The sequence below is a fragment of the Haloglomus halophilum genome, assembly GCF_024298885.1.
Taxonomy (GTDB): domain Archaea; phylum Halobacteriota; class Halobacteria; order Halobacteriales; family Haloarculaceae; genus Haloglomus; species Haloglomus halophilum.
Genome location: NZ_CP101166.1, coordinates 3,848,273 through 3,869,576, shown reverse-complemented (window position 1 = coordinate 3,869,576; position 21,304 = coordinate 3,848,273). Strand labels below are relative to the sequence as shown.

The following is a 21,304-nucleotide window of genomic DNA, read 5'->3' as shown; positions in this document are numbered from 1 at the left end:
CCGTTCAGCGCCGGAGAAGACCCTGCCCTCACTCACTCTCTCCGTCATCAGCGGCAACCGGCTCCTCGGACGCCACCACGCTCCCGGCTAGCCCCAGTTGCCGCTCGTGCTCTGCCATCGGCACCATCCGGCCGAACCGCGAGAGGCCGACGCCCTCGACGTTCCGGAAGAACGTCTCGTAGTTCTCGGGTTCGATGACGTACAGTTCGGCCCAGAAGGCGAGGCCGCCATCGTCGCCCTCGTTGAACCACCGCCACGCCGGGACGTGCATGTCACCGGGGTCGATGCGGTCCTCGCCAGTATCCCCGTCACGCTCGGCTACGATGCCGTGCTCACCGGGAGTCACTGGACCGTGTCGCTGGCCGGCTTCCTCGCGACGGGACTCGGAACCGTGCGACTCGTCCGTGCCGGTCGCGCGCTGTGACGCCCCGAACGCTATTGCCGGCGGACGGCGATGGGCGGGGCATGCATCGAACGGAACACCGTGGCGGGCAGGGGCGTGAACGGGTGACTCGGCGGTGACGGACTCCTCCGCCCTCGTCGATGAAGCCGCGCTCGCCGCGTTCTGCCGCGAGCAACTGGGTGGTGGGGCCGACACCGACCTCACCGTCGAACACCATGGCGACGGGCTCTCGAACGAGACGCTGTTCCTCGAGTGGGGCGACCGCGACCTGGTCCTCCGACGGCCGCCCGCCGGCGCCCACGCCGAGGGCGCCCACGACGTCCTCCGGGAGGCTCGTGTGATGGATGCCGTCGGGGGCGAGGTGCCCGTGCCCGAGGTCGTGGCCACCTGCGACGACGAGTCCGTCCTGGGCTGTGACTTCGTGCTGCTGGAACGGCTCGACGGGGACGTACTGCGGACGAGCGAGCCCGAGCGGTTCGCCACGGCCGACCACCGTCGAACCGTCGGCGAGGAACTGGTCGACACGCTGGCCGAGGTCCACGCTGTCGACCACGAGGCTGTCGGCCTTGCAGAGGGCGAGTTCGGCTATCCCGAGGGCTACCTCGAGCGCCAGGTCGAGACCTTCACCGAGCAACTGGAGTGGTTCCTCCCGACGACCGAGCAGGACCGCGAGGTCCCCCACATCCGCGAGGTGGGCGAGTGGCTCGCCGACAACGTCCCCGACGAGGCCGACCACACACTCGTCCACGGGGACTACAAGCTCGACAACGTCATGTTCGCGCCCGGAACACCGCCCGAGATCACGGGCGTGCTGGACTGGGAGCTGGCGACGCTCGGTGACCCACTCGCGGACCTGGGGTGGATGCTCGTCTTCTGGCGGGATGCGGGCGACGCCGAGCCCGCCCTGCCGGAGGGGCTGGTCCCGACGTTCATGGAGCAGGAGGACTACCCGACCCGGCGGGAGCTCGTCGCCCGCTACGAGGAGCGCACGGGTCGGGAGTTCACGAACGAGCGGTTCTACCGCGGCCTCGCGGCGTACAAGATCGTCACCACGACGGAGGCGATGTACTTCCGCTACCGGGCCGGCGACGCCGACGACCCGCTCTACCCCGCGCTGGAGGCGGGCGTCCCGAAACTGGCTACCCGGGCGAAGCGCATCATCGAGGGCGAGGAACCACTGTAGCGGACGCCTGCTCGAATCGTCCCGGTGCAAACGCCTTTGCCCTGTCCACTGCTGCCGAGTGTCATGGCAACCACTGAACGGCTGGACAGGTACCAGTTCCACGAGCACGACTGGGAGAGCTTCGACGAGTTGCGCGACTGGTTCGAGTGGGAAATCCCGGACCGGTTCAACATGGCGGCGTACGTCTGCGACCGCTGGGCCGAGGAGACACCCGACGAGACGGCGCTGTTCGTCGAGGACCACACCGCAGCGGGCGAAGCCCGCGAGGACGGGTCCGGCGAGCAGGGCACGTACACCTTCGCCGAGTTCGAGGCGGAGGCGAGCCGACTCGCGAACCACCTCGCCGCGAACGGCGTCGAGCGGGGCGATCGTGTCGGCGTGAACCTCCCACAGAAACCCGAGGCGGCTATCGCCCACGTCGCCGCGTGGAAGCTCGGGGCCGTCTCCGTGCCGCTCTCGACCCTGTTCGGGCCTGACGGGGTCGGCTACCGGCTGGCCGACGCGGATGCCAGCGCCTGCGTCGTCGACGGGAGCAACGTCGACGCGCTCCGGCGGGCCCGCGACGAGTACGACATCGGCCTCGATGCGGTCCTCGTCGTCGACGGGTCCCCGGAGGGTGACGAGCGGGCGTACAACGAGGCCGTTCCCGACCAGTCACCCGACCACGAGGCCGTCGAGACCGACGCCGAGGACGACGCGCTGCTCATCTACACCTCCGGGACGACGGGCGACCCGAAGGGCGTCCGGCACGCGCATCGGGTGCTGCTGGGCCACCTGCCGGGCATCCAGACAGTCGGTAACTTCGAGTTCGGCGAGAGGACGCGCTTCTGGACCCCCGCCGAGTGGGCGTGGATCGCCTCGCTGTTCAACATCGTCTTCTCGGCGCTGTTCTACGGGCGCCCGGTTCTGGCTCATCACGGGGGCGAGTTCGACCCGGCGACGGCGTTCGACCTGCTCGACCGCTACGACATCACGATGGCGTTCATCCCGCCGACCGCGCTCCGGTTCATGATGCAGGTGCCGAGCGAGGGGCACGACGTCGACTCGCTCCGCGTCATCGGGAGCGGCGGCGAGTCGCTGGGCGAGTCCGTCGCCGAGTGGGCCGAGGACACCTTCGACGGCGCGCTCGTCCACGAGGGGTACGGGCAGACCGAGGCGAACGTCTCCGTCGTCGAGAACGCCGCGCTCGCCGAGCAACGTGCCGGGAGCATGGGCCTCGCGACGCCCGGGTACGAGGTCGCCATCCTCGACCCGGAGACGGGCGAGGAGCCAGTCGAGCCCGGCGAGGTCGGCGAGATCGCCGTCCGGTACGAGGGGAACCCCATCTGCTTCAAGGAGTACTGGAACGAGCCCGAGAAGACCGCCGCGAAGGTGCAGGACGGCTGGCTGCTGACCGAAGATCTCGGGCGGATGGACGAGGACGGCTACTGCTACTTCGAGGCCCGGAAGGACGATGTCATCATCTCCTCGGGCTACCGCATCGGCCCCGAGGAGGTCGAGGACTCGCTCGCCAGCCACGAGGCCGTCGCCGACGCCGCCGTCATCGGCGTCCCGCACGAGGAGCGTGGCGAGGTTCCGAAGGCGTTCGTCATGCTCGCCGAGGGCCACGAGGCGAGCGACGACCTCCGGGAGGCGCTGAGGGCCCACGTGAAGGACCGGCTTGCGAAGTACGAGTACCCCCGCGAGATCGAGTTCGTCGACGAGCTGCCCCGGACATCGACCGGCAAGGTCCGCCGGCAGAGTCTCCGGGAGCGCGAGGGGCTGGCGGACTGACCCGGAGCCCACAACCCGACCGCCGGGGGAAGCTATTTCCCCACGCCACTCCGCCACCGTGCCATGTCCGAACCGGCCGATTCGACCCTCGACACCGCGGCGCTCCAGTCGTTCCTCGAGCGCGAGGTGGGTCCCGCCGACACGCTCGACGTGACCGGCGAGGGGGGCGGCTACTCCAACGAGACGCTGTTCGTGGCCTGGGGCGACCGCGACCTCGTCGTCCGGCGACCGCCGCCGGACGAAACGGCCGACACCGCCCACGACGTGCTCCGGGAGTACCGCATCCTCGACGCGCTCCAGGGGACCGACGTGCCGGTGGCACCGACGGTCGTCTCCTGCAGCGACGAGTCCGTGCTCGGTGTGCCGTTCTACGTGATGGACCGCGTCGCGGGCGACGTGATCCGGACCGACGAGCCCGACCGGTTCGGCACGCCCGAGCGTCGCGGCGCCCTCGCGGACGCGTTCATCGACGCGCTGGTCGCCGTCCACGAGGTCGACTACGATGCGGTCGGCCTGGAGGCGGGCGAGTTCGGCTATCCCGAGGGCTATCTGGACCGGCAGGTCGAGCGGTTCCAGGAGGCCTGCATCTGGGCGCTCGACACGACGAGCGAGGAGCGGGAGGTCCCCGAACTGTACGAGGTCGGCTCCTGGCTCGCCGAGCACGCGCCCGCCGAGTCCGACCACGCGCTCGTCCACGGCGACTACAAACTGGACAACGTGATGTTCGCGCCCGACGACGACCCGCGCATCGCCGGCGTCTTCGACTGGGAGATGTCCACGCTGGGCGACCCGCTCGCGGACCTGGGGTACGCGCTCCACTTCTGGCCCGACCCGGACGACCGGCGGCGAGTCGTCTCCGAACGGTTCGCACCCGCCTTCCTCGCCGGCGAGGACTACCCGACCCGCACGGAGTTCATCGAGCGGTACGAGACGCGCTCCGGCCGCGAGTTCACGACCCCGCGCTTCTACCTCGCACTCGCGGCGTTCAAGATGGCCGCGCTGGGCGAGATGTTCTACGCCCGGTTCCTGCGTGGCGGCGTCGACGACCCGATGTACGAGCGGATGGGCGAGGGCGTCCCCGCACAGGCCGAGCGGGCGCTCGCCATCATCGAGGGGGAGTGGACGCTGTGACCCGGCGACCGCATCGGGTCGGTATGGTCGACACTCGCTAGACAGGCAGTAGTTTTAACGCGAACTGACACTGTCATCCGTGCGGTGACTGAGAGTGTCTGACGCGGACGCACGCACGGGCCGGGCCGGGAGCAACACGGACGTAGACGCCGTCGTCGTCGGGGCGGGGTTCTCCGGGCTGTACATGCTCCATCGCCTGCGCGAGCGGGGGTACGACGTGCAGGTGTACGAGAAGGGCGACGGCGTCGGCGGGACCTGGTACTGGAACACGTACCCGGGCGCGCGCTGCGACAGCGAGAGCCACATCTACTGCTACTCGTTCTCCGACGAGATCCGCGAGACGTGGGAGTGGACCGAGCGCTACCCCGAACAGCCCGAGATCCTGGAGTACCTGAACTACGTCGCCGACGAACTCGACCTGCGACGCGACATCGCGTTCGAGCGCGAGGTGGAATCGGCCACGTACGACGAGGACGCGGGCACCTGGACGGTCGCACTGGCCGACGGCGAGGTGGTCGAGACGCGCTTCTTCATCACCGGCGTCGGCTGCCTCTCCGAGCCGTTCAAACCCGACTTCGACGGCCTCGACGAGTTCGAGGGCGAGTGGCACCACACCTCCCGCTGGCCCGACGAGGGCGTCGACTTCTCCGACAAGCACGTCGGCGTCATCGGCACCGGGTCGACGGGCATCCAGTTCATCTCCGAGACGGGCGGGAAAGCCGAGCACCTGACGGTGTTCCAGCGGACGCCGAACTACGCCGTCCCCGCGCGCAACCGACCGCTGGAGGACGACGAGTACGAGGAGATCCGCGCCAATTACGACGAGATCTGGGAGAAAGCGCGCGATTCACGGCTGGGGATGCCGTTCGACCACGAGCACTACTCCGCCGCCAGCCTCTCGGAGGAGGAGATCCGCGAGACGCTGGAGGACCGGTGGCAGCAGGGCGGCTTCCGCTTCCTCCACGCCTTCGAGCCGGGCCACGTCCTCACGAACATGGAGGTCAACGCCGTCGTCTCCGAGTTCATCCGCGAGAAGATCCGCGCGAAGGTCGACGACCCCGAAACCGCCGAGAAACTCGTCCCGAGCGACCACCCGTACGGCGCGAAGCGGCCGCCGATGGACTACAACGACTACTACCGCACCTACAACCGGGACGACGTCTCGCTGGTCGACGTCAGCGACGACGGCGAACCCATCGAGCGCGTCACCGCCCGTGGCATCCAGACGACCGCCGACGAGTACGACCTCGACGTCATCGTGTTCGCGACGGGGTTCGACGCGATGACGGGCGCCATCCTGGCGATGGACATCGAGGGCCGCGACGGCCTCACGATGCAGGAGAAGTGGGCCGACGGCCCGCGGACCTACCTCGGCCTGATGACCCGTGGGTTCCCCAACCTGTTCACCATCACCGGGCCGCAGTCCCCGTCGGTCCTGACGAACATGCCGCTCTCCATCGAGCAGCACGTCGAGTGGATCGAGGACTGCATCGGCTACATGGACGAGCACGGCCACGACACCATCGAACCGACGGAGGCGTCCGAGACCCAGTGGGTCACGAACACCAACATGCTCGCGGACAACATGCTGTTCTCGGAGGCCGACTCCTGGTACCGTGGTGACAACGTTCCCGGCAAGACGGCGGTGTTCACGCCGTTCCCGGGCGGCCTCGACATGTACCGCGACATCTGCGACCGCGTCGCCCGCGACGACTACGACGGCTTCGAGTTCTCGGACGCTGCTGACGCACCCCTGCCGGAGCAGTAGCTCTGGAACGATTCGAGCCGACTCCTCATCTGCCGAATAGGTCCGAAAACGAGGAGCCTATCCGGGTACTCGGCGAGTAGTTCTACTCTTCGTCGTCCTCGTCCACGTCCTCGAAGTCGGCGTCGACGTACTCCTCGTCGTCGGCCTCGGCGCCCGGGCCGGCACCGCCGGGGCCGCCGCCCATGCCGCCAGGGCCGCCACCCATGCCGCCCGGACCGGCGCCACCGGGACCGGCACCCGCGCCGGCACCGCCGGCGCCGGCCTGGGCCTGCTGCTGGTACATCTGCTTGCCGATCTCCTGAAGCTCCTGGCTCAGGCTCTCGGTCGCCGATTCCAGCGCCTCCGTGGCCTCGTCGATCTCCTCGAACTCGACGTCCTCGTACTCGTCGAGGGCGTCCTCGACGCGCTCGACCTCGGCCTCGATGTCGCTCCGGAGGTCGTCGTCGATCTCCTCCTCGTTCTCGTCGAGGAGCGTCTCGGCGCGCTGGACGGCCGACTCGGCCTCGTTGCGCGTCTCGACGAACTCGCGGCGCTTCTGGTCCTCCTCGGCGTGCTCCTCAGCTTCCTCCTGCATCTCCTCGATCTGCTCGTCGGAGAGGCCGGCGCCGCCCTCGATGGTGATGGACTCGGCGTTGCCCGAGCCCTTGTCCTCGGCCTCGACGTTGACGATGCCGTTCTCGTCGATGTTGAACGTCACCTCGATCTGCGGCGTGCCGGCGGGGGCCGGCGGGATGCCGGTGAGCTGGAACTCGCCGAGCAGCTCGTTGCCCTCGGCCATCTCCCGCTCACCCTGGAACACGCGGACGTTGACCATCGTCTGGTTGTCCGCGGCCGTCGTGAAGATCTTCGACTCCTCGGTCGGGATGGTGGTGTTCTTCTCGATGAGGCGCTCGAACAGGCCGCCCTTCACCTCGATACCGAGCGAGAGCGGCGTCACGTCCAGCAGGACGATGTCGTCCACGTCACCGGAGAGGACGCCACCCTGGATGGCCGCGCCCAGCGCGACGGCCTCGTCCGGGTTGACGGACTTGCGCGGGTCCTGGCCGGCCATCTCCTCGACCTTCTCGCGGACCTGCGGCATCCGGGTGGAGCCGCCGACGAGCAGCACCTCGTCGATGTCGGACTTGTCGTAGCCGGCGTCCGAGAGCGCCTGCTCCGTCGGGCCGACCGTCCGCTTGATGAGGTCCGACGTGAGCGACTCGAACTTCGCGCGGGTGATGGTCTCCTCTAAGTCCTTCGGGCCGTCGTCGTCGGCCGCGATGAACGGCAGCGTGACGGTCGCCTCCTTCCGGTTGGAGAGTTCGATCTTCGCCTCCTCGGCGGCGTCCTTCAGTCGCTGGAGCGCCTGCCGGTCCTCGCGGAGGTCGATGCCGTGCTCGGCCTGGAACTCGTCGGCGAGGTGGTCGATGAGCGCCTGGTCCCAGTCGTCGCCGCCGAGGTCGTTGTCACCGTTCGTGGCGACGACCTCGTACACCCCACCACCGAGGTCGAGGATGGAGACGTCGAAGGTGCCGCCCCCGAGGTCGTAGACGAGGACGGTCTGGTCGGACTCGTCGTCGAGGCCGTACGCCATCGACGCCGCGGTCGGCTCGTTGATGATGCGCTCGACCTCGAAGCCGGCGATCTCGCCGGCGTCCTTCGTGGCCTGACGCTGGCGGTCGCTGAAGTAGGCGGGGACCGTGATGACGGCCTTCTCGACCTCGTCGCCGAGGTAGTCCTCGGCGTCGCGCTTGATCTTCTGGAGGATCATCGCCGAGATCTGCTCGGGCGTGTACTCCTCGCCCTCGATGTCGACCGTGTAGCCGTCCTCGCCCATGTGCCGCTTGATGGACTGGATGGTGTGCTCGGGGTTCTGGACGGCCTGGTTCTTCGCGGGCTTCCCGACGAGGCGCTCGCCGTCGTCCGTGAACGCGACCACGGAGGGCGTGGTGCGGTCGCCCTCGGCGTTCGCGATGATCTCGGGGTCGCCACCCTCCATCACTGCGAACGCGGAGTTGGTGGTCCCCAGGTCGATGCCGAGGATCTTGTTGCTCGCCATTGTTGGACGGGAGTAGCAGTCTTGCGCCGTTAAGCCTTGCTGAATCGGGTCGATTCACCTCGTAGCGGCCCCGTCGCCCTCGTGCGGTTTTCCGTTCGACGATTCTCCGGGACCGACACGTACAAACAGAAGTGCATCACCAGTGCGCCGTCCCGGACTGGCCGCGGGTCAGTCCGGGCCCGCAGCACGCAGGTCGACCACGACGGGCAGGTGGTCCGAGGGGTGGCGCCACGTCGCGTCCACGTCGGCGGCCGTCGCGTAGAGGGCCACGTCGAAGCTGCGGACGAGAACGTAGTCGATGCGCTTGTCCCGGGTCGGGTCGCGGTCGGTGCCCTCCTCGACCCCCTCGCCGTCGAAGCCGACGTACGTCTCGCCGGGGCCGAACCGCGTGTCCGCGGCCTGCCGGGCGTCGGTGAACGGCCCCGGCGTCTCGACGAGCGAGCGGTACGGGCCGGAGGCGGGCCGGGCATTCAGGTCTCCCACGAGGAGTGCCGGGGCGGCGTCGAACCGTTCACGGACGAGGCGCGCGCTCTCGCGCCGTGCCAGCGCGCCCGCGTGGTCGAAGTGGACGTTGACGAGGTCGAACGTGTCATCCGTCTCCTGGTCCCGGAACCGAACCTCCGTCGCCACCCGCGGGACCGAGGCATCCCACCCCGTCGCGCCGATATCGGCGGGGTCGGGCGCCAGCGCGAACGGTTCCACCGTCTCGGCAGTCAGTCGCTCGGGCCGGTAGCCGACGGGCGTGTGCTCTCCCGTCTGCTGACGCTCCGTGGCCCACTCGTAGCCAGGGAGCCGCTCGCGGAGGTCCGGGAGCTGGTCCTGCCAGACCTCCTGCAGGCAGAGTACGTCGGGCCGGTGGACACGGACCGTGGCCGCCACGGCGTCCCGGCGGTTCGCCCAGGCCCGGGGGCCGTCGTCCAGCGTCGCGTAGCGGACGTTGTACGTCATCACCCGCAGCGGTGCGACGCCGCTCACGGTCGGTCGTCCTCCGTCGCCCTCCGGGGCCGTCCATGGCCGCGCTTCGTCATCACCCGAGCGTGCGCGGGCCGAGCGCAAAAGGGTGGTCCCGGTGGGTCGGCACCGGACCAGAATGTGGGGTGTCGGGTCGTGCTGGTTACTCGCCGGAGCCGTCGGAGACGGTGACCTGGGCGGCCTGCAACACCTTCTCGGCCATCTCGTAGCCCGGGCGGTGGAGCTCGTCGACGGTCCCCTCGGGCTGGTTGCTCCCGACCCGCATCAGCACCTCGTGGCGCTGGGGGTCGACCTCCTCACCCGGTTCGGGCTCGATGGCGACCACGTTCTCGGCGTCGAGCACGCGGTCGAACTGGTCCAGCGTCGTCCGCACGCCGCCACGGATGTCGGCGTCCTCGTCCTGCTCCAGCGCCCGGACGAGGTTGTTCCGGACGTCGAGCAGCCGCTCGACGAGTTCCTCGGTGGCGCGCTGCTTCTGCTCCTCTTGCTTGCGCTCCATCCGCTTCTTGAAGTTCTGGAACTCGGCCTGCTTGCGCTTGAGCTTCTCTTCGAGGTCCTCCACCCGTTCCTCGTACTCCGCGGCAGCGTCCTCGGCGTCGTGGCGGGCCGACCGGAGCGAGGCGATCTCGCGGGCGATGGTCTCCGGGTCCGACTCCTCGACCCGGGCCACGAGCTCCTCGTCGGCTTCGACGTCCGTGGCGGCGTCGTCCTCGGCGGCTCCGTCGGTGTCCGCCGCGTCCTCGGCATCGGGCGCGGCGTCCTTCTCGCTCATACGTCCGGATTGGCGACGGTAGCGGATAAGGGTTGTAGATGCGACTCCGCGTCCGGACTGGCTCGGTCGGGTGGTGACGGAATCCGGGGCCCTTATCCTCGGTCCTCCGGCTCGGCGCGCTCTCCCCCGGAATGGCCGATTCCGTCTCCTTCCGGGACGGCCGCCTCGCAGCGCTCGCTCGCGTAGGCGTATTCATCGGCGTTCGCCCCCTCGATCTCGTTCCCGCACAGGACCGCCTGTGCTTCCGGGCTGGACCCGACGACATCCCCCGACGATTCGAAGTTGAATACCTTCTCGGAGAAGTCGGCGAACCGATTACCGTAGATTTCGTGGTCTCGTGCCCACTCGCTCCCGTCGATATCACCCGTCGGTACCCAGGCCGCGAGGTTCACGCCGACAGGCCCGTCCGCGAAATCGTTCCACCGTATCGTACAGCCGTTGCCGCCGAGATTGACAGCCGACCACGACGCGGGCTCGGTCGAGTGCCCCGAGTTGCGGTTGGTACAGTACTCGACCGTGACATCCGTACTGCCGAGTTTGATATCGACGAACTCGGCGTTCCGGTACCCCTCGCTGTTGTCGATGTGATGGATACGGATGTTCCGACTGCGGTCGAGTGTCTCCCACGGGTGATACGAGGTCCCGCGTGCGGTTTCCGAGTTGCCGATGTAGACAATCTCGCGGATGTGCCCCTCCTTGTGGTTCTCTACACGTTGATCGTAGTGCATCCCCACGGGTCCGATGAGCTCGAAGTCGCCGATCGACGCGTCGCGAAGCCGCATCGTCTGGATCAGGGCCCGACCGGAGTTCCCGATGCGAGACGGTTCGATGACGATATCGCGGAGATACTCGACTCCCGCCTCGTATCGCGGTGTCGGAGTGACGAGCACGCACCGGTCGGCCCACGCGCTGTAATCCGCGAACCTCCGCTCCGGTTCCAGCAGGCCGTCTATCGTTATCCCGGTGACGTGGAAGTGACTGTGGTGGACGATGAGACAGTCGTCCGACCGGGCCGGCGGTCGAACGACCGCCTCAGCGGGGCCGGTCAGCGTTATCGGTCGGTCGGATGTCCCATCCCGTGTTGTCCGCACGACCTCACGGTACTCGCCCGGGTGGAGACGGACCGTATCTCCGGGAATCGCCCGTCGGAGCCCCTCCTGAATCGATGCAAGCGGTGCATCTTCGATGCCAGGAGCGGAATCATCGCCGTCCGGGGCGACGTGGAGGACCTCCGGCGGCTCGACGGTAACGTCACCGGCGGGCTGACCGTCGACCGACACGCTCACGATGCCGGCTCGGGATGTTTCAGGGCTGGTCAGCACGACCCGGATGTCCTCCCCGGCTGGTACCTCGACCCGCTCTTCGCTGACCGCCTCGCCGTCGACACCGAGCGAGAGATCGGTCGTCCCATCGGCGTCACCGGAGTTGCGGGCGACGACCTCGACCTCGATGGGCTCGCCGACCGTAACGGTATCCGGCTGCAGTGTGATCGATGTGATCTCCAATTCGGCCTCGGGTTCCGGTGTCGATGTCGCCGTCGGCACTCCAGTCTCGGTCGGTGAGGCTGTCGTGGTCGTCGCTGGCGATGATGTCGGCGTGGTCTCCTCCTCGGACGGGGACCCACAACCGGCGAGAGCGCCAGCGATTCCCACGGCGGCGAGCATTCGACGGCGGGAAATCTCGTCGTCGAGCACAGATATCGAGTAGCAACACCGACACATCATTGTAGGGGCCAGGGGCAACACGCCCGGCGCCACCGGTTCCGCGACCGGGGGCGCTCGGCGGTCCCGGTGGGAGAGCACCCACACGATTCAAACCGGACGGGGCCGGACCCCCGACCGTGACCGACGCCGCGCCCGTCCGCCTGCGCTTCGACGAGGGGACCGTCCGCATCACCGGTCCCGAGTCCGTCGTCGCGGACCTCCCCGGTGCCGAGTACGACGACCGCTCGGAATCCTGGCGTGCCCCCGCCCACCGCTACGCCGACCTCCGTGACGCGCTCGCCGAGCGGGACGTGGCCGTCGACGACGCCGTCCTCGACGCCGGCGACCTCCCCGACCTCGCGACGGCGTACGAACTCCGAGACTACCAGCGCGACGCGTTCGACGCGTGGCGCGGGGCCGACTGCCGCGGCGTTCTCGAACTCCCGACCGGGAGCGGGAAGACGGTGGTCGCTATCGCGGCCATCGCCGCGCGCTCGGCCCCCACGCTCGTGGTCGTCCCGACCATCGACCTGCTGGACCAGTGGGAGCGCGAACTCGCGGCGGAGTTCGACGTGCCCATCGGCCGCCTCGGAGGGGGTGAGCAGCGCGTCGAGGACATCACCGTCTCCACCTACGACTCGGCGTACCTCCGGGCGGACGAACTCGGCGGGGACTTCGAACTGGTCGTCTTCGATGAGGTCCACCACCTCGGGGGCGAGGGGTACCGCGACATCGCGCGCCTCCTCGCCGCGCCCGCCCGGATGGGGCTCACGGCGACCTTCGAGCGCCCGGACGGCGCCCACGAGGTCATCGAGGAGCTGGTCGGGCCCGTGGTCCACCGGCTCTCGGCCGAGGACCTCGCGGGGGACCACCTCGCCGACTTCGACATCAAGCGCGTCGCCGTCGAACTCACCGAGGAGGAACGCGAGCGCTACGAGGAGTACCAGGGCACGTTCACGGACTACCTCGCGCAGTCGGGCATCCAACTGCGCTCGGGTAGCGACTACCAGGAACTCGTCAAGCGGTCGGGCAACGACCCGCGGGCACGGGAGGCGCTCCTGGCCAAACAGCGTGCCCGCGAGGTGATGATGAACGCCGAGAACAAGGTGCGCGAACTCGAGCGGGTGCTGGATCACCATCGCGAGGACCGCGTCATCGTGTTCACCGCGTACACCGACCTCGTCTACCGGCTCTCCGAGCGGTTCCTGATACCGGCCATCACCCACGAGACAGCCGCGGCCGAGCGGCGCGAGATCCTCGAGCGGTTCCGCGAGGGCGATTACTCGCGCGTCGTGACCGCGAACGTGCTCGACGAGGGCGTGGACGTGCCGGACGCGAACGTCGCGGTGGTGCTCTCGGGGAGTGGGAGCGAGCGCGAGTTCACGCAACGTCTCGGGCGGGTGCTGCGGCCGAAGGCGGACGGCGGGCGGGCGACGCTGTACGAACTCGTCACGGAGGAGACCGCCGAGGAGCGGGTGGCGCGGCGGCGGCGGTGAACGCGAGTGTACGTCCCCGCCGGCACCTGGCCGACGGGGCGAGGCGAACCGTTTTGTCGGGTGGCATCGCGCACCCCGTATGGCATTGCCGCCAGTGACGACGGGGATGGCCGTGACGTTCGGCCTCGTGTTCGCCGCACTGGCGCTGTTCGTCTCGGAGAAGCTCCCGCCCGACGTGACCGCTATCGGCGTCCTGGTGGCACTGGCCGTCCTCGAACCGCTCACGCAGGTCTCCCCCGTCGAGGCTCTCTCGGGCTTCGGGAGTGCGGCGACGCTCACCGTCCTCGCGATGTACATCCTCAGCGAGGGGGTCCAGCGGACGGGCATCGTCGAGCGGCTGGGCCTGTTCCTGGGCCGCATCACGGGCGGCGAGGAGCGACGCTTGCTGGCGGCGACGGTGTCCACGACCGGGCTCTCGGCCGGATTCGTCAACAACACCCCCGTCGTCGCCGTGTTCATCCCGATGGTGACCGGCCTCGCGGAGCAGGCCGGCATCTCGCGGTCGCGGCTGCTCATGCCCCTGTCGTTCGCGGCGATGCTGGGCGGGAAACTCACGCTGATCGGGACCGCGAGCAACCTCATCGCCAGCGACCTCGCCGTCGAACTCCTCGACCGCGGCCCCATCGGGATGTTCGAGTTCACACCGCTCGGTGTCGTCGTCCTCGTCGTCGGCATCGCCTACCTCCTGACGGTCGGGCGGTACCTCGTCCCGGAGCGCGTGGCGGCCGACACCGACCTGACGGAGGCGTACGAACTGGAGGACCATCTCTCGCTGGTGACGGTCCGGGAGGACTCGCCGTTCGTCGGGCAGTCGGTCCACGAGGTCCAGGAGACCATCGACGGCGAGGAGGACATCCGGGCGGACCTGCTGCGCATCGAGCGCGAGGGCGAAGGGGTCATCGCCGCCACCACCGACCGCATCGTCGAGGCGGGTGACGCGCTGGTCATCCGGTCGACGCTGCGCGACCTGAACCGCCTCGTCGAGCGCTACACGCTCCGGCAGTTCCCCCGCGAGGTCGTCACCGAGGAGGACCTGCTGGGCGAGCGCGGGCAACTTGTCGAGGCTGTCGTCCTCCCGGACTCGGACCTCGTGGGCACGAGCATCGGCGAGAGCATCCTCACCCGCCGCCTGGATACGACCGTCCTGGCGGTCAAGCGCGAGGGGGGGCTGCTCCGCGAGGACCTGCGCGAGCGTCGGCTCCGGGCCGGCGACACGCTGTTGCTCCAGACGACGCCCGCCGCGGCGCGATACCTCACCGACACCGACGACCTGGCGCTGTTGCGCGAGCCGAAGCGTCCCGTCGATTTCGACGAACTGGAGCCCGAACCGCTCTCGCCGCGGACGCCCGTCGCGCTCGGGACGCTCGTGGGCGTCATCCTGCTGGCCGCGCTCGACCTGCTCCCCATCGTAATCGCGGCGCTGGGCGGCGTCTTCGTGATGCTCGCCACCGACTGCCTCTCCACCCGCCAGGCCTACGACGCCGTCTCCTGGAACGTCATCTTCCTGCTGGCCGGCATCCTCCCGCTCGGGGTGGCGCTCCAGCGCACCGGCGGCGCGGCACTGGTGGCCTCGCTCTTCGCGGAGGTCAGCATCTACGTCCCGACCCTCGCGCTGCTGGGGGTGGTCTTCCTCGTCTCCGGCCTGGTCGCGGCCCTCATCACCCCCGTCGCGATGACGGTCCTGATGGTCCCGGTCGCCGTCGACACCGCCTCGCAGGTCGGCTCGGACGGGTTCGCGTTCCTGCTGGCGGTCCTGTTCGCCGGCGGGGCCGCCTTCGCGACCCCCATCGGCTACCAGACCAACCTGATGGTGTACGGGCCGGGCGGCTACCGGTTCACGGACTTCACCCGGGTCGGACTCCCGCTGCAGTTGCTCCTCGCGGTCGTCGTGACGCTCGGCATCGCGGTCATCTACGGCGTCTGAACGCCGTCGAGAGCGCACTCACCCCTCGGGGCCATCCCGCTGCCGGAAGTACGCCCGCGTCCGGCGTTTCCCGTTCCAGATGAACCTCAGTCGGTCCAGCCGTGTCGCGTTCCGCATCGATGTCGAGCTGCCGGGCTCGAACCGCACGCTGTCCGCCCCAGCGTCCGCGACGCGCCCCCGGAAGAGCCGCTGCCCGAGTTTCGACAGGTCCGGCGTGTGCCAGTGGCAGAGGAGGGACGCGGGCTGACCGTCCTCGACGGCGAGGGGTGTGTCCAGCACCACGGCGTCCGCGCCACGGTGCTCGACATCGCGGACCGTCCGTGTCGTCGGCCAGCCGTCCTCGCCGACGACGGTGAGCGCGAGCCGGTCGTACGAGTCGGCCTCCGCGGCGTCGACACCCTGCTCGGGCCACGGTGGCAACCGGCCGGGCGTCGCGTCCTCGAGCGGTTCGACGCGTACCGGCTCCACCTCGACGACCAGCCGCAGCGCGTACCAGCCGAAGAGGAACCGGCCGAGACGTGAGTCGAGCAGCGACGAGGTCTTCGTGAACCCCTCGCGCTTCTCCGACGGGGGCTCGGCCCGGATGAGGTTCTGGACGTACTCCGCGTTCGCCTCCAGGTCGTCGTCGCGGACGGTGCCGCGGCCGTACAGCACGAACGGCTCGCCGGCGTCGTAGAACAGCAGGGAGAGCTTCGGATTCTCGCGGACGGTGTCGACCTTGCCCGCGTAGGCCGGCGGGGAGGTGACGACCACGGCCTCGCGGGCCTCGTCGTAGAACGGCGTCAGCGGGTAGGTCCGTGGCCGGTCCCCGGCGGCCGTCGCCACCTCGACCGCCGGGGAGTCGTGGACGGCCCGCTGGAGGCGGTCGACATCGAGACCTGCGCCGTCGAGACTCATGGCCGCCCTCCGCTGTGCATATCGTGGCACGGTGTCACGCAGGTACTTAACTGGTTCCCGGCGGCGCGCCATCCGGACACGGCAGGGCACGCGGCAGGACTCACGACGGGGCTCGTAGCAGGACTCACGACGGGGCTCGTAGCAGGACTCACGACGGGACGCGCGACAGGAGGTGACGGCTCCGGTGGTGATGGCTCAATGGTGGCTCTCGGGCTCGGTCTCCGCCTCGAGGATGATGAGGTCGCGGGCCAGGTATCCGATACCGCCCATCATCACCAGCGTCCCCGCGAGAAGGGTCGGGTTGATACCCCCCTGGAGGACACCGAGAATCATGATGACCATCCCGACGACGGTGCCGGCGATCGGGATGCCGACCGAGACCGTGTGTGGGCTCATGTCCGGCCACTCCCCCCGGGAGACTGTAAATCTCTAGCATGGCTGGTGCCGATTCCGATGGTTCGGTCGAGCGACGGAGCCCTTAACCGCCCGCTCTCCGACCACCCGGCCGGATGCTGACGAAGGACCTGCTCCGTGTCTCGCGGGCCGGTGGCGGCTATCATCCCCGGTTCGTCGGCGACGACGCCGACGCCCGGGCGCTGGCGGCTCGTGCCATCGGGGTCTACCAGGGGCACGTCGGCGAGGAGCGAGCGACGCTGGACACGGTGCTGACTGACCTGGAGCGGTCGGCGAGCGACTTCAAACTCGTGCGTGGGTTCGCGAAGCTTCTGGAACGGGAGGCGACCTTCGAGACGCGAGCGGCCGTCGAGCCACGGCGCGCCCGGGCGGCCGCCTTCGAGGCCGCAGAGGCTGTGGGTGTCGTCACCGAGGGCGAGCGCGGGACCGCACTCGAGCGGGCGGCCGAGGGGCTCGACGCTGCACCCGGCGACGTGGCCGACTCGCTGTACGCCGACCTCGAATCCCGGCAGGTCCTCACGACGTTCGACTCGCGCTACGACCCCGAATCCCTCGTCACACAGTACGACCTCTCGCTGGCACAGACCGCGCTGTTCGACGCCGTCGAGGTGCGGGTGCGCTCGGCCGAGCCGAAGGAACTCGTCTCCGTGGTCAAGCGCCTCCGGCTGATGTACGAGGTGCGCCGCGTCGAGGACGGCGAGCGCGACGCCGGGCCGGGCGACCGCGAGGTGGTCGTCACTGGTCCGAGTGCTCCCTTCTCGCGCTCGCGCCGCTACGGCACCCGGTTCGCCCGTCTCCTGCGGACGGTCGCGGCGGCGCCCGAGTGGCGCCTCGAAGCCACCGTCGACGACCGCGGCACCGAGCGGCAACTGGTACTGACCGACGCGGACGTCTCGGTGCCGGGGACAGAGCCCGTCGTCGAGCCCACCTACGATTCGGGCGTCGAGCGCGACTTCGCCACCCGGTTCGCGTCGCTGGACCTCGACTGGGATCTGGTGCGCGAGCCCGAACCGCTCGCCAGCGGCGCACACGTCGTCATCCCGGACTTCGCGTTCGACTACCGACACGGGGATTTCCGCGTCTTCTTCGAGATCATGGGGTTCTGGACCCCGGAGTACGTCGAGAAGAAGCTCTCGCGGCTGGAGACGCTGGAGGACGTGACGATGCTGGTCGCGGTCGACGAGTCGCTCGGCGTCGGCGAGGCGGTCGCGGAGCTGACCGACGGCGCCATCCCCTACCAGGGGAGCGTCCGGGTGAAGGACGTGGTCGACGCCCTCCGACGGTACGAGGACGACCTCGTGGCGGACGCGGCCGCGGACCTGCCGGACGAGCTGGCACCGGACGACGACGTCATCACGCTGGAGACGCTCGCCGGACGCCACGGCGTCGGTGAGGAGGCGGTCGAGGACAAGGCGTTCCCCGAGCACGAGCGCGTCGGGCGGACGCTCGTTCGTCCCGCAGTGCTGGAGGCGGTGGGCGACCGCGTCGAAGCGGGGATGGACCTCGCCGACGCGGAGCACGTCCTCGACGAGTACAGCCTGGACGACGCGAGCGCGGTGCTCTCGCGACTGGGCTACCGCGTCGAGTGGGAGGGCCTCTCCGGCGGCACCGTCCGGGAGAAGTGAGCCGGCGGTGACGGATGTCGGGTGAGAGTTATGCCCACCGGTGTGGTACCCACCGCCATGCAGCCGGACACTCGCCCGCGTCGGGCGTGGCGCAAGCAGGCCACGGCCGTGGGCAAGCGCGTCCGTGAGGGGCGGCCGGGGACGAGCGGCGGGTCGGCGGGGGACCGGGAGGTTCTGGACCTGGTGGCGGAGCCGTACGACTCCGTCGCGGAGTCGGAGCGCCGGCTCGCCGAGTTACAGCGCGCCTTCGCGACCCGTGAGGACGACCGCGCGGTCTTCCTCGCCGTGTACGCCCGGACGACGGAGGCCGTCGCGGCCCGGATCGAGCGCGACGAGTTCGAGGACCCGGACTGGGTGGCGGACTACCTCGTCGCGTTCGCGAACCGCTACCGCGAGGCGGTCCACGACTACGAGCGCGGGGACCTGTCGGCCGTGGCCGACCCGTGGCAACTCGCGTTCGACTCCGCCGCGGCGCCGGATTCGCTCGTCATCCAGGACGCGCTGCTGGGCGTGAACGCCCACATCAACTACGACCTCGCGTTCGCGCTCGCCGACGTGGGTATCGACTCGGAGCGCTCCGCAAAGCTCGCCGACCATCGCGCCGTGACCGAGGTCCTCCGGACCATCGTCGACGACATCCAGGACCTGCTCGCCGAGACGTACGCCCCGGGCCTCGAACGGGTGGACGAATCGATGGGCCGGGCCGACGAACGGCTCGCCATCTTCACCATCGACGAGTGCCGGTCCAGCGCCTGGCGCAACGCCGTCGGCCTCACCTCGCGGTTCCGGGTCCGCCGCTGGTTCTCTCGCCGCATCACCCACGCCACCGCCACGGGTGCGGCCTACCTCCTTCTGGGCACCCGTGCGAGCGACACCGTTCAGGAAGCACTGGGGGAGTTCGAGTCCGGAGTGGAGACCGACGGGCAAGCGGAGGCACAGCACGGTGGGGCGGAATCGCAGGGCGACTCAGCAGGGGACGATCCGGTCCATGAGATGTGACTCGGCCCGGTCGAGGGTTCAGTCGCCCGCGACGACCGCCCGGTTGCAGGACAGACACTCCGGTACGAGGTCGGCTCGGGTGGGGGACCGGACGAGTCTGACCTGCTCGCGGGAGTGGTTCTCACCGCACTCGTGACAGCGGTAACTGGTCGACTCGGGGAGCCAGCACCCCGTCTCACAGACCCGAACCCGGCGGTCGATGGCGGGGTCGGGGTGGTCGATCTCGCGGAGTCGGTCCGCCGTGTCGCGACAGCGCCAGCAGACATCGAGGGGCGGGGAACTGCCACCGCGGGTGGATGCACTGGGATCCGGCGCCTCGTGGCGGGTCATATCGACCGACCCCGCTCTCTGTCCGCCCCGGATGGTGGGTACCTCCCGCGTTCGGCCTTCCGGACGGCGGTAGCGAGTGGAGAGGGCTTCGACATCGAATACGCGTACTTCTCGGAGACAGTAAAATTGTTCGACGTATGTTCTAGGCGGATTGATTAACCTCCGTGTCTGTTTAGAACTATGGAGTATTATTGATTCGGGGGTTGCGAGTGATTCCCTCGGTATCTCGCTGTCGGTCACCGCGCTGGAACCGCCGACGGCGGGTACATCGCTGACCGCGCCGAGAGGACATGGGCGGGGGTGCGGACCACTCTACAGGTCCCGCCGTCGTCCCTTCGGCACCTGCGAGCGCAACTCGCCGTGCAGGAACAGCCCCACGCCGATGGGTTCCGGGCGGCCGCTGTCGGCCCGGTCCGGCGCGGCTCCGGTCACGGACTCGCCACCGTACTCGTGCCGGACGATGAGATACCCCCAGTCCCCATCCCAGTCGAGTTCCTGGTCCTCTCCGGCGAGAAAGCGGGTCGCCTGCTCCCGTGAGAGGTCGATGACCGTATCGTCGGCCGTCGCGTAGCGGCCGAAGCGCTGGACGGCGTCCGTCGTCGGCTTCCAGTGCTCGCCGCCGGTTCGGAGGAAGGTCATCCCGAGCGCCTCCACCTCGACGGGCGAGGGGAGGTCGTCCGCGAACGCCCAGACCTTGCCCGCACCCTTCTCCCAGAAGGTGTAGCCCTCCCAGACCGACGGGTCGACGCCGTAGCGGTCCTGCCAGAACTCGACGACGCCCTCGCGCGTGGCGCGCTCGGGCACGTCGCGGTCGTCGGCGGTCGCGGGGAGGCGCTCGAACTGGTGGGGCTTGTTCTCTGCCGGCGCGCCGGTGCCGGTCGTGTCGTCGCCGGTCGTGTCGTCGCTCATGCCGCCACCTCCAGTTTCGCGCAGAAGAACCCGCCCGTGTCGTTGTGATGCGGGTAGATGCGCCGGGCCCGTTCGACGGCGGGGTCGTACGTCTCGCCGTCCCACTCGGTGACGCCGGGACGCGACTCGAGCGGCAGGTCGAACTCCACGAGGTCGCACGCGCTGTTGGCGAGCGCGTGGTCGAGGACGGCCTCGTTCTCCTCGGGCGCGAACGTACAGGTGGAGTAGACGACCGTGCCACCGGGCTTGGTCATCTCGATGGCCCGCTCCAGGATGCCCTTCTGGACGCCCGCGACACCCTGCACGTGGTCGAGCGTCCAGTCGGCCAGCGCGTCCGGGTTCTTCCGGATGGTCCCCTCGCAGGAGCAGGGCACGTCGACGAGGACGCGGTCGAACGGTTCGTCCTCGTCGCCCTCCGAGAACGGCTTCAGCGAGAAGTTCCGGGCGTCGGACTTCGTCACGGCGACGTTCGAGACGCCACAGCGCTCGGCGTTCGAGCGCAGCGCCGAGAGCCGCCCGAGGTTCGAGTCGTTGGCGACCAGAAGCCCCGTATCCTCCATCAGTGCCGCCAGCTGCGTCGTCTTGCTCCCGGGCGCCGCGCAGGGGTCGAACACCCGCTCGCCGGGCTGGGGGTCGAGCACGAGGGCCGGCACGGCCGAGACCTCCTCTTGGCCGTACACCCAGCCGTGGACGTACGCCCACGAGTGGCCGGGGTCGCCGTCCGGGAGTCGGAGCAGCCCGTCGTGCCAGTCGACGGGCTCGAAGTCGATACCCTCCTCCTCGAAGCCGGCCCGGACCTCGTCGGGCGTGGCCTTGATCTCGTTCACGCGGACGACTGCCGGGAGCGGCCGGGCGCACGCCTCGCGGAACGACTCGACATCGTCCACGAGGGGCTCGTAACGGCCGAGGACATCCCCGGGGTCGTCGATACCGTCGGTCATTGGCATCGCTGGGTGGGGGCGGGGTT

At 69.4% G+C, this 21,304-nt stretch carries 18 protein-coding genes; 8 read left to right on the top strand and 10 right to left on the bottom strand.

The window, feature by feature from the left end; genetic code table 11:
• Positions 1–28 precede the first annotated feature (28 nt).
• On the bottom strand, positions 29–346 hold the full coding sequence (locus NL114_RS18795) for a monooxygenase family protein (RefSeq protein WP_254822448.1): 318 nt from the start codon (positions 344–346) through the stop codon (positions 29–31).
• A gap of 172 nt (positions 347–518) precedes the next feature.
• On the opposite strand from NL114_RS18795, the gene NL114_RS18790 reads away from it, so the two are divergent.
• The 4 genes from NL114_RS18790 (at position 519) to NL114_RS18775 (ending at position 6,258) form a co-directional block, all read left to right on the top strand.
• Positions 519–1,586, top strand: coding sequence for a phosphotransferase family protein (locus NL114_RS18790; protein WP_254822447.1), 1,068 nt, complete (start codon positions 519–521; stop codon positions 1,584–1,586).
• Between the two features lie 63 nt (positions 1,587–1,649).
• The gene (locus NL114_RS18785; protein ID WP_254822446.1) at positions 1,650–3,359 is read left to right on the top strand and encodes an acetate--CoA ligase; all 1,710 of its coding nucleotides are present in this window, start codon (positions 1,650–1,652) and stop codon (positions 3,357–3,359) included.
• 63 nt (positions 3,360–3,422) lie between these two features.
• Positions 3,423–4,490, top strand: coding sequence for a phosphotransferase family protein (locus tag NL114_RS18780; protein ID WP_254822445.1), 1,068 nt, complete (start codon positions 3,423–3,425; stop codon positions 4,488–4,490).
• Positions 4,491–4,584: 94 nt separating this feature from the next.
• Positions 4,585–6,258, top strand: coding sequence for a flavin-containing monooxygenase (locus NL114_RS18775; RefSeq protein ID WP_254822444.1), 1,674 nt, complete (start codon positions 4,585–4,587; stop codon positions 6,256–6,258).
• 82 nt (positions 6,259–6,340) lie between these two features.
• Here NL114_RS18775 and dnaK read toward each other — a convergent pair whose 3' ends face one another.
• From dnaK to NL114_RS18755, 4 genes are all read right to left on the bottom strand, one after another.
• Positions 6,341–8,296, bottom strand: coding sequence for a molecular chaperone DnaK (gene dnaK, locus NL114_RS18770; protein ID WP_254822443.1), 1,956 nt, complete (start codon positions 8,294–8,296; stop codon positions 6,341–6,343).
• Between the two features lie 168 nt (positions 8,297–8,464).
• A complete protein-coding gene (locus tag NL114_RS18765; protein ID WP_254822442.1) occupies positions 8,465–9,271 on the bottom strand; it encodes an endonuclease/exonuclease/phosphatase family protein in 807 nt (268 codons plus the stop codon).
• A gap of 139 nt (positions 9,272–9,410) precedes the next feature.
• Complete coding sequence (locus tag NL114_RS18760) at positions 9,411–10,040, bottom strand: nucleotide exchange factor GrpE (protein WP_254822441.1); 630 nt, start codon at positions 10,038–10,040, stop codon at positions 9,411–9,413.
• A 92-nt stretch (positions 10,041–10,132) separates the two neighbouring features.
• Positions 10,133–11,797 carry a twin-arginine translocation signal domain-containing protein gene (locus tag NL114_RS18755; protein ID WP_254822440.1) on the bottom strand — a complete coding sequence of 555 codons (1,665 nt, stop codon included), beginning with the start codon at positions 11,795–11,797 and terminating at the stop codon, positions 10,133–10,135.
• A gap of 83 nt (positions 11,798–11,880) precedes the next feature.
• Between NL114_RS18755 and NL114_RS18750 the strand changes: the two genes are divergently transcribed.
• Positions 11,881–13,239: a DEAD/DEAH box helicase gene (locus NL114_RS18750; RefSeq protein WP_254822439.1), complete on the top strand. Its 1,359-nt coding sequence runs from the start codon at positions 11,881–11,883 to the stop codon at positions 13,237–13,239.
• A gap of 79 nt (positions 13,240–13,318) precedes the next feature.
• The gene (locus tag NL114_RS18745; protein WP_254822438.1) at positions 13,319–15,163 is read left to right on the top strand and encodes an SLC13 family permease; all 1,845 of its coding nucleotides are present in this window, start codon (positions 13,319–13,321) and stop codon (positions 15,161–15,163) included.
• 18 nt (positions 15,164–15,181) lie between these two features.
• Here NL114_RS18745 and NL114_RS18740 read toward each other — a convergent pair whose 3' ends face one another.
• Both NL114_RS18740 and NL114_RS18735 read right to left on the bottom strand, forming a co-directional pair.
• Complete coding sequence (locus NL114_RS18740; protein WP_254822437.1) at positions 15,182–16,060, bottom strand: pyridoxamine 5'-phosphate oxidase family protein; 879 nt, start codon at positions 16,058–16,060, stop codon at positions 15,182–15,184.
• Between the two features lie 195 nt (positions 16,061–16,255).
• The gene (locus NL114_RS18735; protein ID WP_254822436.1) at positions 16,256–16,456 is read right to left on the bottom strand and encodes a hypothetical protein; all 201 of its coding nucleotides are present in this window, start codon (positions 16,454–16,456) and stop codon (positions 16,256–16,258) included.
• Between the two features lie 113 nt (positions 16,457–16,569).
• Between NL114_RS18735 and NL114_RS18730 the strand changes: the two genes are divergently transcribed.
• Together NL114_RS18730 and NL114_RS18725 are read left to right on the top strand one after the other, a co-directional pair.
• Positions 16,570–18,099: a DUF790 family protein gene (locus tag NL114_RS18730; RefSeq protein WP_254822435.1), complete on the top strand. Its 1,530-nt coding sequence runs from the start codon at positions 16,570–16,572 to the stop codon at positions 18,097–18,099.
• A gap of 57 nt (positions 18,100–18,156) precedes the next feature.
• Positions 18,157–19,098 carry a DUF5995 family protein gene (locus tag NL114_RS18725; protein WP_254822434.1) on the top strand — a complete coding sequence of 314 codons (942 nt, stop codon included), beginning with the start codon at positions 18,157–18,159 and terminating at the stop codon, positions 19,096–19,098.
• An 18-nt stretch (positions 19,099–19,116) separates the two neighbouring features.
• On the opposite strand, the gene NL114_RS18720 is transcribed toward NL114_RS18725, so the two are convergent.
• The 3 genes from NL114_RS18720 to NL114_RS18710 form a co-directional block, all read right to left on the bottom strand.
• Positions 19,117–19,428 (bottom strand): hypothetical protein, encoded by a 312-nt coding sequence (locus tag NL114_RS18720; RefSeq protein WP_254822433.1) that lies wholly within the window; start codon positions 19,426–19,428, stop codon positions 19,117–19,119.
• 312 nt (positions 19,429–19,740) lie between these two features.
• Complete coding sequence (locus NL114_RS18715; RefSeq protein ID WP_254822432.1) at positions 19,741–20,337, bottom strand: DUF7122 family protein; 597 nt, start codon at positions 20,335–20,337, stop codon at positions 19,741–19,743.
• Positions 20,334–21,278 (bottom strand): RsmB/NOP family class I SAM-dependent RNA methyltransferase, encoded by a 945-nt coding sequence (locus NL114_RS18710; protein WP_254822431.1) that lies wholly within the window; start codon positions 21,276–21,278, stop codon positions 20,334–20,336. Before NL114_RS18710 ends, NL114_RS18715 begins: the two co-directional genes overlap by 4 nt.
• Positions 21,279–21,304 lie beyond the last annotated feature (26 nt).